Annotated in this window: 10 protein-coding genes; 2 read left to right on the plus strand and 8 right to left on the minus strand. The window is 63.3% G+C overall.

From position 1 onward, the window contains the following. Positions 1-253 precede the first annotated feature (253 nt). Both clpB and ACOVQ0_RS04605 read right to left on the minus strand, forming a co-directional pair. Positions 254-2833, minus strand: coding sequence for an ATP-dependent chaperone ClpB (gene clpB, locus ACOVQ0_RS04600; RefSeq protein WP_421880702.1), 2580 nt, complete (start codon positions 2831-2833; stop codon positions 254-256). A 215-nt stretch (positions 2834-3048) separates the two neighbouring features. Then, the gene (locus ACOVQ0_RS04605) at positions 3049-4668 is read right to left on the minus strand and encodes a M28 family metallopeptidase (protein ID WP_421880705.1); all 1620 of its coding nucleotides are present in this window, start codon (positions 4666-4668) and stop codon (positions 3049-3051) included. Between the two features lie 207 nt (positions 4669-4875). On the opposite strand from ACOVQ0_RS04605, the gene ACOVQ0_RS04610 reads away from it, so the two are divergent. Both ACOVQ0_RS04610 and ACOVQ0_RS04615 read left to right on the plus strand, forming a co-directional pair. Beyond that, on the plus strand, positions 4876-7734 hold the full coding sequence (locus tag ACOVQ0_RS04610; protein ID WP_421880708.1) for a M16 family metallopeptidase: 2859 nt from the start codon (positions 4876-4878) through the stop codon (positions 7732-7734). A 132-nt stretch (positions 7735-7866) separates the two neighbouring features. Further along, positions 7867-8163, plus strand: coding sequence for a hypothetical protein (locus tag ACOVQ0_RS04615; protein ID WP_421880712.1), 297 nt, complete (start codon positions 7867-7869; stop codon positions 8161-8163). A gap of 189 nt (positions 8164-8352) precedes the next feature. On the opposite strand, the gene ACOVQ0_RS04620 is transcribed toward ACOVQ0_RS04615, so the two are convergent. The 6 genes from ACOVQ0_RS04620 to ACOVQ0_RS04645 form a co-directional block, all read right to left on the minus strand. Then, entirely contained in the window at positions 8353-9246 is an 894-nt protein-coding gene (locus tag ACOVQ0_RS04620; RefSeq protein WP_421880715.1) for a hypothetical protein, read from the minus strand. Further along, the gene (locus ACOVQ0_RS04625) at positions 9243-9830 is read right to left on the minus strand and encodes a hypothetical protein (protein WP_421880718.1); all 588 of its coding nucleotides are present in this window, start codon (positions 9828-9830) and stop codon (positions 9243-9245) included. Before ACOVQ0_RS04625 ends, ACOVQ0_RS04620 begins: the two co-directional genes overlap by 4 nt. A 103-nt stretch (positions 9831-9933) precedes the next feature. After that, entirely contained in the window at positions 9934-11433 is a 1500-nt protein-coding gene (gene gatB / locus ACOVQ0_RS04630; RefSeq protein ID WP_421880721.1) for an Asp-tRNA(Asn)/Glu-tRNA(Gln) amidotransferase subunit GatB, read from the minus strand. Between the two features lie 7 nt (positions 11434-11440). After that, on the minus strand, positions 11441-11851 hold the full coding sequence (locus ACOVQ0_RS04635; RefSeq protein ID WP_421880724.1) for a type II toxin-antitoxin system VapC family toxin: 411 nt from the start codon (positions 11849-11851) through the stop codon (positions 11441-11443). Then, positions 11848-12153, minus strand: a complete 306-nt coding sequence (locus tag ACOVQ0_RS04640; protein ID WP_421880727.1) for an AbrB/MazE/SpoVT family DNA-binding domain-containing protein — start codon at positions 12151-12153, stop codon at positions 11848-11850. The genes ACOVQ0_RS04635 and ACOVQ0_RS04640 overlap by 4 nt, the downstream gene beginning before the upstream one ends. Positions 12154-12197: 44 nt before the next feature. Then, positions 12198-12457: amidase family protein (locus ACOVQ0_RS04645; RefSeq protein WP_421880730.1), on the minus strand; the 260-nt coding region annotated here is incomplete at its 5' end.

Here is a 12457-nt window from a genome sequence, read left to right on the forward strand (position 1 = left end):
GATACGCGCTCTCGCCCGCGCGCCACGCACGGCGCCGCGCCGATCGCGCGACTTGCTATCTGCCCCAAGGCGAAAAGGTCCGCACTCGCCAGCGGATGCCCCCCCCGCACCCCCACCAAACACCTAGCGCCCTCGCGCAGGCGGGGGCCTCAGTGTTGTTACGGAACGCCAGCGTAAACCGACCGAGGCCCCCGCCTGCGCGGGGCGCAGCGGGTTGGGCTTCCAGCGCGCGCTCAAAACCCAACCCGTCAACTCACTCCACGACGAAGCTCAGCGCCCCATCGCCCTCGTCGATCCGCACCGTCGAACCGTCCGGCACTTCACCACCCAGCAGCTTCTCCGCCAGCGGATCTTGCAGATACCGCTGCACCGCCCGCTTCAATGGCCGCGCGCCATAGACCGGATCATAGCCGACCCGGCCCAGCCAGCGCTTCGCCGCATCGCTCAGATCCAGGACGATCTTGCGATCTTTCAGCAGCCTGGCCACGCGCGCCACCTGAATGTCCACGATCGGCGCCATGTGTTCCTGACCCAGCCGGTGGAACAGGATGATCTCGTCCAGCCGGTTGAGGAATTCCGGCCGGAAGTGCCCGCGCACCACATCCATCACCTGCGGCTCCACCGCCGCCACATCCTGCCCCTCTTCCAGATTGGCGAGGTACTGGCTGCCGAGGTTGCTGGTCAGGATGATCAGCGTATTGGTGAAGTCCACCACGCGGCCCTGCCCATCGGTCAGGCGCCCATCATCCAGAACCTGCAACAGCACGTTGAACACGTCGGAGTGCGCCTTCTCCACCTCGTCGAACAGCACGACCTGATAGGGCCGCCTGCGAACCGCTTCGGTAAGAACACCACCTTCATCATAACCAACATAGCCCGGAGGCGCGCCGATCAACCGGCTGACCGAATGCTTCTCCATGAACTCCGACATGTCGATACGGACCATCGCATTGTCGTCGTCGAACAAAAAGCCCGCCAGCGCCTTGGTCAGCTCGGTCTTGCCCACGCCCGTCGGCCCCAGGAACAGGAAGCTGCCCAGCGGACGGTTCGGATCCCGCAAACCGGCGCGCGCGCGGCGCACTGCCTTGGACACGGCAACCACCGCATCTTTCTGCCCGATCACGCGCTTGCCCAGCACCTCTTCCATCTTGAGCAGCTTCTCGCGCTCGCCTTCCATCATCCGGTCAACCGGCACGCCGGTCCACTTGCTGACGACGGCAGCGATGTCCTCGGCGGTCACTTCCTCACGCAGCATCGCGTTCTGGCTCACGCCCTGCGCCTCGGCCAGTTGCCGCTCCAGTTCGGGAATGCGGCCGTAGGCAAGCTCGCCCGCCTTCGCCAGATCGCCGTTCCGCTGCGCCACGTCCAGCTCGCTGCGCGCCGCATCAAGCGCTTCCTTGACCTTGCCCTCGGCAGCGATCTTGTCACGCTCGTTCTGCCAACGCGTCGTCAGTTCGGCAGACTGCTGTTCAAGGTTCGCCAGTTCCTCGCGCAGGGTCGCCAGCCGGTCCTTCGATGCAGTATCAACCTCCTTGGCCAGCGCCATTTCCTCGATCTTCATCTGGATGATGCGCCGGTCGAGCTTCTCGATCTCCTCAGGCTTGCTTTCCACTTCCATGCGGATGCGGCTCGCGGCCTCGTCCATCAGGTCGATGGCCTTGTCGGGCAGGAAGCGGTCGGAGATATAGCGGTTGGACAGCGTCGCTGCCGCCACGATCGCATTATCAGCAATGCGCACGCCGTGGTGCAGCTCATACTTGTCCTTGATCCCGCGCAGGATGCTGATCGTGTCCTCCACGGTCGGCTCGCCCACGAACACCGGCTGGAACCGCCGCTGCAGCGCGGGGTCTTTCTCGACGTACTTCTGGTATTCATCCAGCGTCGTCGCGCCGATGCAGTGCAACTCGCCACGCGCCAGCGCGGGCTTCAGCAGGTTGCCCGCATCCATCGCGCCCTCGCTCTTGCCCGCGCCGATCAGGGTGTGCATCTCGTCGATGAACAGGATAATCTGCCCCTCGGCGCCCTTCACCTCGTCGAGCACCGCCTTCAGCCGCTCCTCGAACTCGCCGCGATACTTTGCGCCCGCGATCAGGCTGCCCATGTCGAGCGCCATCAGCGTGCGGTCCCGCAGCGAATCCGGCACGTCGCCATTGGCGATGCGCAGCGCCAACCCTTCCGCAATCGCGGTCTTGCCCACGCCCGGTTCACCGATCAGCGCCGGATTGTTCTTGGTGCGGCGGGCGAGGATCTGCACGGTGCGGCGGATTTCCTCGTCACGCCCGATCACGGGATCGAGCTTGCCCTCGCGCGCCGCCTCGGTCAGGTCGCGCGCATACTTCTTCATCGCGTCATAGGCGTTTTCCGCGCTCGCGCTGTCCGCCGTGCGCCCGCCTCGCAGCTGCGTGATCGCCGCTTCCAGCGCCTGCGGCGTCACGTTGGCGGCTTTCAACGCCTGCCCCGCCGATGTTGCAGAGGCCAGCGTCAGCGCCACCAGCATCCGCTCGACAGTCACGAAGCTGTCGTTCGATTTCGCCGCAATCTGCTCAGCCGAATCCAGAACTCGGACGGCATCGTTGTCCAACCCCGGCGTCTGTTGCGCGCCCGAACCGGAGACGGCAGCAATCTTCGCCAGCGCCTTGTCCACTTCGGTCTGCGCCAAAGCCGCATTGCCGCCCGCGCGCTGGATCAGCCCGCTGGCCATGCCTTCGCTGTCTTCCAGCAAGGCTTTGAGAATATGGTCCGGCGTGATCCGCTGATGGTTCATGCGGATCGCAACGGTCTGCGCGGCTTGCAGGAAGCCCTTGGCGCGGTCGGTGAATTTTTCGAGGTTCATAAGGTCGAATGTCCTCCTGTTGCGCCAGACATGGTGTGACTTTTTCGCAACACAAGACCCGCGCCGACGAAAAAGCTACGCCCTTCGACCGGGGTAGTTCCTTGATTGAGCGCAATGCGCGATGCCCACCCCCAACCCCTCCCGCCTGCGGGAGGGGAGCGAGACTTACTGAACGCAGTGAAGTTAGTCGCAGTGGGGTGGGCCTTCGCGCAACATCACTTCCCCGGATCAGCCGCCTTCGCCGCGCCGGGCGCAAATTCCTTGCCGAAGAAGCTGCCCGCATACCACTTGGGCCGATCGTCCGCATTCGCCAGCGCCTGAACGGTGTAGTAGTTCACTTTCGCAAACAGCGCTCCGGCCTCCCAGTCGAACGGCAGCTTCATGTCGTCGCTCGGCTTGTGGTAGTGATCCTTCAGGAAATCGCGGAAGGCCTTTTCGCCCGGCCCGGCAAAGCCCGTCATCATGAACACCGCCGGCACGCCCTGCTGCACGAAGCGGTAGTGATCGGACCGTGTGAACAGCCCCTCTTCGGGCATCGGGTCGGGCGAGAGCGTTATCCCCGCCTTCTTCCCGGCCTCTGCCACCGCCGGTCCCATCGTTGAATTTTCAGCACCGAACGCCACGACATCGCTGAACTTGTAGGTCAGCACCGGCATGTCGAAATTGACGAGGCCGACCACTTCGCCCTTGGTCACCGGATTGCGCGCCAGATAGTCTGACCCGATCAGTCCGCCCTCTTCGCCCGTCAGCGCCGCGAACAGCACCGAACGGCGCGGCTTGTCCTGCGCCACCGCGCGCGCCACTTCCAGCATCGTCGCCACGCCCGAAGCGTTGTCCATTGCGCCGTTGAACAGCTTGTCATCGCCCTTCCCGTGATCGCCGATATGATCGAGATGCGCGGTCATGCCGATGAATTCCGCGCTGAGTTTGGGGTCGCTCCCCGGCAGCATGGCGACGACGTTTTCGCTGGTCACATCCTTCCACGCGCTGGCGAAAGCGAGGCTGGCCTTGGCTTTCAGGTCAAAGCCCTTGGGCCGCCCGCCCTTGCGCTCGGCCTCTGCCAGCACGCGGGCCAGCGACTTGCCCGCAGCGGTAAAGAGCGACGCGGCAGCATCGGGGTTCAGCGTGACCGAACCCTTGATCGCGCTTGCCCGGCTGAACGCCGTACCATCGGCACCGACCCAGCCCTTGGCCGGACCGTCCGAAATTTCCACCCGGCGCGGCCAGGGGCGGCGTGCGGTGTCCTCGGTCGTCGGCACGGCGATCACCGCCACCGCGCCGCGCTTCATCGCCATGACCGCCTTTTCGGAATTGAGATGCGCGCCCAGTTCGCTTGGCGTGCCCTTGGGAAAGCCGGTGAGCACGACCACGATCTTGCCCTTCACGTTCAGGCCCTTGTAATCGTCAAAGCCCAGATCGGGCCGGTCAAACCCGAAGCCCGCAAAGACCAACGGCGCTTCCACCGCCACGGTCTTGTCGGTCAGGCTTGGCCGCACCAGCACTTGCGCGGTGTCAGACAGCACCGTCTCCTTGCCGCCAAAGGTCAGCGCCAGTTTCGGCGTTCCATCGAGCCGCGCTTCACGCACGGTCAGCTTCTGGAAGAACGAACCGTCAGGCCCCGCAGGCTTCAGTCCCATCGCGATGAACTGCGACGCCACATAATTCGCGGCAATGTCGTACCCGCGCGTCCCCGTATCGCGCCCTTCCAGCAGATCGTCGGCCAGAAAGGTCACATGCGCCCGCACCGCTTGCGGATCGAAAGTCGGCTCTGCGGCCAGCGCGGGCGTTCCGGTGGAAGCGAGGAATGCGGCGAGAAGCAGCGGCTTGACGTTCATCGGTCTCTCTCTGTCGTTCGTCGAAAGGGGGTAAGCGGCACCTGCCCGATGGACACGCGCCCCTTGCACGCGCGATGATGGGCACTAGAAAGTTACCAATCAAACCAAATCTGGATCACCGTATTCCGGCTTCGTTCAGCCGAAACCTGATCTGGGCTTGAAAAACAACGGCAGCCCGCCTGCCAGACTGACAATATCGGGAACCCCATGCAGCGCAAAATCACCGCCAGCCTGATCGCTCTTTCCGCAGCCACTGCCCTTTCCGCCCCCGCTTTCGCGCAAGAGGCAAAGCCTGCGCCGCTGTCCGATCTGGTGTCGAAGGTCCAGATTCCCTACGAAAGCTTCAAGCTGGATAACGGGTTGACCGTGCTGGTCCACACCGATCGCAAGGCGCCGGTGGTTGCGGTATCGATCTGGTACGGCGTGGGTTCCAAGAACGAACCCAAGGGCAAGACCGGCTTTGCCCACCTGTTCGAACATCTGATGTTCAACGGCACCGAAAATGTGCCCGGCGATTTCTTCACGCCGCTGCAGCAGGTCGGCGCAACGGATGTGAACGGCACGACATGGTTCGATCGTACCAACTATTTCGAAACGGTGCCCACCGCCGCGCTCGACATGGTGCTGATGATGGAATCGGACCGCATGGGCCACCTGCTTGGCGCGGTGACGCAGAAGGTGCTCGATAACCAGCGCGCCGTGGTGCAGAACGAAAAGCGGCAGGGGGACAACAACCCCTACGGCATGGTCGAATACGAACAGCTCGAAAACCTCTATCCGTCGGGCCATCCCTATCACCACTCCACCATCGGCTCGATGGCAGACCTCGATTCGGCCAGCCTTGACGATGTGAAGGGCTGGTTCAACGACCACTATGGCCCGAACAATTCGGTCCTCGTGCTCGCGGGCGATATCGACGCCGCCACCGCGAAGGCCAAGGTTGCCAAGTGGTTTGGCGATATCAAGCCCGGTCCGGCGGTAAAGCCGGTCAGCGCGCCGGTGCCCACCCTGCCCGCGCCATTGGCCAAGACGATCAAGGATCAGGTCGCCACCACCCGCATCTATCGCATGTGGGCGATCCCCGGCCTCGACAACGCCGATTACCTGCCGCTCGAACTGGCAGGGTCGGTGCTGGGCGGTCTTGCTTCATCACGGCTCGATGATGCGCTGGTGCGCCAGCAGAAGGTCGCCGTATCGGTTTCCGCCGATGCCGAAGTCTTCGCGCAGGCCGCGCAGTTCGTGGTCAAGGCTGACGTGACGCCGGGGCAAGACCCGGCCAAGGTCGCCGCCGCGCTCGATGCGGAAATCGCCAAGTTCATCAAGGAAGGGCCGACCGCCGATGAACTGCAACGCGCCGCGACGACCGAGACGGCCAACCAGATTCGCGGGCTGGAGCGCACCGGCGGCTTCAACGGCAAGGCGCCGACGCTGGCCGAGGGCCTGCTCTACAACGGTGATGCCGCGCACTACCGCACGGAGCTGGAACGCATCGCCGCGATGAAGCCTGCCGATGTGCAGGGCGCGATGGCCAAGTGGCTGACCCGCCCGGCCTTTTCGCTGACGGTGGAACCCGGCGAGCGGACCGAAGGCGGCGAAGGCCGCGGCGGCTACTACACCGACAATGCCACAGGAATGCGCCCCGCGTTCTACGCCGATCCTGCCATGCCGATGAAGGGCGCGCCAGTTGCCAGCGCAGGCGCGGCGGACCGGTCGAAGCTGCCTGCGGTGGGTGAACTCGCTCCGCTCGATTTCCCGGCGATCCAGCGTGCCACGCTGAAGAACGGCATTCCGGTCTTTTTCGCCAAGCGCAGCGAAGTGCCGACCGTTTCGGTCCGCGTCAGCTTCGATGCAGGCTATGCCGCCGATCCCAAGTCCGCGCTCGGCACGCAGTCGCTGCTGCTCAGCCTGATGGACGAAGGCACCGAAAAGCTCGACAGTTCGGCTTTGGCGCGCGAGCGCGAGCGGCTGGGCGCAAACATCGCGCTTTCGGCCACCAGCGACCTCACCTCGTTCCAGGTCGATGCGCTTTCGCCCAACCTTGCCCCGTCGCTGGGCCTGCTGGCCGATGTGGTGCGCCGCCCCGCGCTCAGCCCGACCGAACTGGAGCGCGTGCGCACGCAGCAGCTTACGGCGATTTCGGCGGAGATGAAGAACCCGCAGGCATTGGCCGCCCGCGTGCTGGTGCCCACGCTCTATGGCAGCCACCCCTATGCCTTCCCGTCCAGCGGGCTGGGCGATGCCGATGTGGTGAAGAAGCTGACCCGCGATGATCTGCGCGCCTTCCAGACGCGCTGGTTCCGCCCGGACACCGCAAAGATCTTTGTCGTGGGCGACACCACGCTGGATGCGGTGGTGAAGATGCTGGACGACAGCTTCGGCAACTGGCCCGCCAACCGCATGGCGCGCCCGGTGAAGGATTTCTCCGCCGCGATCCCCACACAGAAGGCCCGCGTCATTCTGGTGGACCGCCCCGGATCGCCGCAGTCCTATATCATGGCGGGCAAGGTGATCGATACCAAGGGCACCGATGACAATGTGGCGCTGGGCACCGCCAACGACATCCTTGGCGGCAATTTCCTTGGCCGCATCAACATGAACCTGCGCGAGGCCAAGGGCTGGACCTATGGCGCGTACAATGGCGTGACCGAACCGCTCGATCGCGTGCGCTTTCAGGTGATCGCTCCGGTCCAGACCGACCGGACGGGTGATTCGCTGGTCGAGATCAAGCGCGAGATCGACGAATATGGCTCGACCAAGGGCGTGACCGCCGAGGAACTCGACTGGTCGACCAAGGGTAGCGCCCGCGAACTGCCCGGCATGTTCGAAACCAGCGCCACCGTGCTCGACGGCATGGCCAAGATCGTCAACTACAAGCGCCCGGACGATTTCTACGAAACCCTCTCCGCCCGCTATGGCAAGATGACGGTGGCCGACGTGGACAAGGCGTTCCGGTCAAAGGTGAACAGCGACGGCATGGTCTGGGTCGTCGTCGGCGATGCCGCAAAGGTGAAGCCGCAACTCGCCAAGTTCGGCCTCCCGGTAGAGGACATGGCCGCGCCGAAGTGATGACGATAGCTCCTCCCCCTTTGGGGGAGGTGGCAGCCGCAGGCTGACGGAGGGGGAGGATCGATACACATTCCTTGCTATTGACACACTTGTAGATAGACTACCCCCAACACTCACAATGGGAGAGCATCCATGTCAGTCGCAGGCACCTACACTTGCGTAACCCGCACCCCGATGGGCGATCAGACCAGCACCTTCACCGTCAATGTCGATGGTGACAGCTTCACCGGCAGCAACGCAGGGCAGATGGGATCGATGGAGGTCGAGAACGGTAAGGTCGATGGCAACACCCTGACCTGGCAGATGAAGATGACCGTGCCGATGCCGATGACGCTCGATTGCACCGCCACCGTCGATGGCGACAAGCTGGACGGCAAGGTGACGGCAGGCATGTTCGGCACCTTCCCGATGGAAGGTATGCGGGCTTAATTTCGGGGTGACGGAGGGCGAAAACGCCGTTCGATTTCCACAGTCGTCATCCTGAACTTGGTTCAGGATCCATTTTGCCGATCAGGCTGCCGCTTGCGGTGACAGATGGACCCTGAACCAAGTTCAGGGTGACGGTTTACGTTTAATGGGAAGAGGGAGCGGGCCGAGCACCGCTCCCTCTTTCTCATATCAGCGCGCCGCCGGTGCAGCTTGCACAGCGGTCGCCGCCGGAACGGTCAGGTCCACCACCTTGTCGCGGTCATAGCGCATCACGCCTTCGATCGGCATAACGCGATCGACTTCCAGCCCGAACCAGTTGGGCATCCGGTCTATCGGAGTGAAGCGTGCAGCCACGACCATATCGGCCGGCACGCGCGGGTCGCTGAACACAGCGGGCGCGAAAGCCAGCGAGGTGGTGCCTTCGGGAAGTTCGAGCGAGTTTTTCGCCCGCGTTTCCTTCGGACCGCGCAGGGATTCGATCCACGGGAGGCGCATCTTGCCCAGCGAGGTGATCTTGCCCGCATCAGCCTTGAACGCCACGGTGCCAAGGCACGCGCAAATTCCGCCTGCCACGCCCATCATCACACTGCCGTAGAACACGTATTCGCCGGGTTCGACCTCCTGCAGATAGGTGGACGCACCGCCCTCGGCCTTGGCGAAGCGGTTTTGCGGGCCGATGTAGACGGGGTGAACCTGCTCATAGCGCGGCCACGAGAAGTTGGCCTCGGTCGGCTCCTGCGGTTCGGTCGGGCGCTTGACCGAAGGGGGCGACTTGGCGAACACAGCCATCTCGCGTTCCCAGCTCGCGTGCTTCTTCACCCACTTTTCGTGTTCCTTGGCCAGTTCCTCTGCGCGCTTGGCGGTGTGCTTTGCCGCTTCCTCGGCGTTGGGGCGCTTCATCAGCAGCGGGTTGACCTGATAGTCTCCCTGCACCGCGATATAGGCCTTGGCGGGATTGAGCACGACCTGCGGCTTGTCGGCCACGGCCTTGGTTTCCCACTTCTCCTTGTCGTCAGCCGCATGAGCAGCCAGCGGCAGGAGGGCGAATGCGCTTATCAGCGCGAGTGCTTTCACGATCCTCACAGCCCCAGATCCTTCCCTGCCGGAACCGGGCCGGACGCCACTTTCGCCTGCTGGGCCAGCAGCTTCTGCCGCTCCGCTTCCTTCACCCCATCAAGCCCTTCCTCGAAGTTGAACGGCTCCCACTTTTCCTTGGCAAGTCCGAAGCGGCCATAGCCCTTGTAGTGCATACATTTGCGCATGTTCACGCGGCGCAGACGCCGCTTTTCGGAAGAGCCGAAGATCGCGCTCATCATCACATTGGCGATCAGGCCGCCCGCCGCACCCGCCATCGTGTAGGTATAAGGATAGGGCGCGTCCTGATAGCGGTAGCCCGAATCCAGCCCCCGCGCGAGATTGTCGCATTCGCGGATATCGGTGAGCGCCGCAGCAAACGACGTTTCCGCACGGTTGAACACGTAATACTTGTCGAAGTCTTCTTCGATCAGCGGTGTGGACGTGAACGCCAGATCGGGCATCGCCACGCCCGCCGGGTCCGGGATTGCGGTCATCACATCGTCTGCGGTGGCTTTCGCCGCGTCCTGCGCGCGCGCAACCCCGCTTGCCGCCAGCGCGGCACAGGCCAGAATGGCCAGCGTTTGCTTCATATTGGCACCCCCTCGCCACGCTGCACGGTGCAGGCGTGACGAGAGATTAGGTAGCCAGCGGCGCAGGCATCGGCAAGACCGCCTTACGCCACCACCTGTGGAATCAGGACAGCTTCTTCTTCAGCAGTTCGTTGACCATGCCGGGGTTAGCCTTGCCCTGCATGGCCTTCATCGTCTGGCCGACGAAGAAGCCGAACAGGGCTTCCTTGCCGCCCTTGTACTGCTCCACCTTGTCGGCATTGGCGGCGAGGATGCTGTCGATGGCGGCTTCGATCGCGCCGGTGTCAGACGTCTGCTTAAGGCCTTCGCGTTCGACGATCGCGCCTGCGCCGTCGCCGGTTTCCAGCATCTTTTCCAGCACCTGCTTGGCGATGGAGCCGGAGATCGTGCCATCGGCCACCAGCGCCAGCAGTTCGGCACCTGCTGCCGGGCTGACGGGCGAGGTTTCGAGGCTCTTGCCCAGCTTGTTCAGTGCGCCGAACAGTTCGGAGATCAGCCAGTTGGCCGCCTGCTTGGCAACATCGGCTTCCGGCTTCTTCGCCTTGGCGGCGGTTTCGGCCAGCAGCGCTTCGAACCAGCGCGCGGTTTCAACGTCCGCCGTCAGCACGTTTGCGTTGTAAGCCGAAAGACCCAGCGCGGCTTCATAGCGCGCCCGCTTGGCATCGGGGAGTTCCGGCAGACTCGCGCGGCATTCCTCAAGGAAAGCATCATCGAGTTCGAGCGGCAGAAGATCGGGATCGGGGAAGTAGCGGTAATCGTGCGCGTCTTCCTTCGACCGCATGGAGCGCGTCTCGTTCCTGTCAGGATCGTAGAGGCGCGTTTCCTGCACCACCGTGCCGCCATCCTCGATCAAGGCGACCTGACGCTTGGCTTCCTGTTCGACCACGGCCATCACGAAGCGGACCGAGTTGACGTTCTTGGTTTCGGTGCGGGTGCCGAATTCATCGCCCGGCTTGCGGACAGAGACGTTCACGTCCGCCCGCATCGAACCCTGATCCATGTTGCCATCGCAGGAGCCGACGAAACGCAGGATCGTGCGCAGCTTCGACAGATAGGCACCTGCCTCTGCCGGAGAGCGCATATCGGGGCGGCTGACGATTTCCATCAGCGCCACGCCCGACCGGTTGAGGTCGACATAGGACATCGTGGGGTGCTGATCGTGCATCAGCTTGCCCGCATCCTGCTCCACGTGGATGCGCTCGATCCCGATAGTCTTGACCGAATCCGGGTTCTTGTCATCCAGCTGGATGTCGATCGCACCCTCGCCCACGATGGGATGGTAGAGCTGGCTGATCTGGTAGCCCTGCGGAAGATCGGCGTAGAAGTAGTTCTTGCGGTCGAACCGGCTCCACTTGTTGATCTGCGCGTTGATCGCCATGCCGGTGCGGACGGCCTGACGGATGCATTCCATGTTCGGCACCGGCAGCATCCCCGGCATCGCCGCATCGACGAGGCTGACCTGCGTGTTCGGCTCTGCCCCGAACGCGGTGGCCGCGCCCGAAAACAGCTTGGCGTTGGAAGTGACCTGTGCGTGGACTTCGAGGCCGATCACGACCTCCCATTCACCGGTTGCGCCCTGGATACGATAAGTGGATTCGGTCACGATCAGATTACTCCGGCGTTATCAACGGCACGGTTGGAAAATAGCTGCGATAGAAACGGGCATCGCGGGTGAGGATGGCGGCACCAAGCGATTGGGCATGGCCGCCGATGAGGAAATCCGGGAGCGGTAGTTTGGGTGTGTCTGATCCTTTACGGACAGCCCGATATTGGCGAAAGGCAAGTCCCGCAAAATAGGCTGCCTGTTGCGTAAACACTTCATAGCCTACTGTGATGCGCTCCATTTCCTGTTGGAACGCCTGAAGTGAGGCCATCCCCGGAGCAATCTCGGCAACAACAACATCGTTGTAGGCAATATCTTGCGTTTGCGAGGCCGCCACTACTTGCTCAAGCGACCAGTCCGCCCAAGCTGGATCGTCTGCGATAATATCAATCAGCACATTGGAGTCGACCAGAATCACGGCTCCCAGTCGCCCCGCAGCTCGCGCATGTATTCATCCGTCGTCATGCCGTTTGGATTGGGATATTTGCCGCGAAGAGCATCGATCGCGGCCAGTACACGCGCTCGGCGCTGCTCGGGCGTTTCCGCCGCAGCACCTTCCACAGGCAAGATCACCGTTTCGCCCCGGTCGTTGGTGCCGACGCGCACCGGTTGCCCTGCCTTCAGCCCGGCACGATCACGCAGGGCTTTCGGGATCAGAACCTGACCCTTGCTGGTCATGTTGACCAGTGTTTCCTGCTCGATCTTGCTGTGCGCGTTCATCTCGGCTCTCCAGTGTTACCCAAGGTAACACCACCCCTCGGTTCTTACCACCACTTCGGCGGAGCTGGAATTTTCGGAGCACGCTGTTCAAGCGCCAGGCTGGCGTTCAGCACGCCCTGTTCGTCGAAGGCCTTCCCGATGACCTGCAGGCCAAGCGGCAGCCCGTTGCGGTCCAGCCCGGCGGGGACGGACATCGCGGGCAGGCCTGCAAGGCTGGCGGGCACCGAGAACACGTCGTTCAGGTACATTTCCAGCGGATCGGCGCTCTTTTCGCCCAGCGCGAATGCCGATGACGGCGCGGTGG

The sequence above is a fragment of the Novosphingobium sp. genome (assembly GCF_049240505.1).
GTDB lineage: Bacteria > Pseudomonadota > Alphaproteobacteria > Sphingomonadales > Sphingomonadaceae > Novosphingobium.

Excerpts from the sequence above, each read along its gene's own strand:
- clpB (WP_421880702.1), bottom strand. The coding sequence starts at position 2,833 with ATGAACCTCGAAAAATTCACCGACCGCGCCAAGGGCTTCCTGCAAGCC.
- ACOVQ0_RS04605 (WP_421880705.1), bottom strand. The coding sequence starts at position 4,668 with ATGAACGTCAAGCCGCTGCTTCTCGCCGCATTCCTCGCTTCCACCGGA.
- ACOVQ0_RS04610 (WP_421880708.1), top strand. The coding sequence starts at position 4,876 with ATGCAGCGCAAAATCACCGCCAGCCTGATCGCTCTTTCCGCAGCCACT.
- ACOVQ0_RS04615 (WP_421880712.1), top strand. The coding sequence starts at position 7,867 with ATGTCAGTCGCAGGCACCTACACTTGCGTAACCCGCACCCCGATGGGC.
- ACOVQ0_RS04625 (WP_421880718.1), bottom strand. The coding sequence starts at position 9,830 with ATGAAGCAAACGCTGGCCATTCTGGCCTGTGCCGCGCTGGCGGCAAGC.
- ACOVQ0_RS04640 (WP_421880727.1), bottom strand. The coding sequence starts at position 12,153 with ATGAACGCGCACAGCAAGATCGAGCAGGAAACACTGGTCAACATGACC.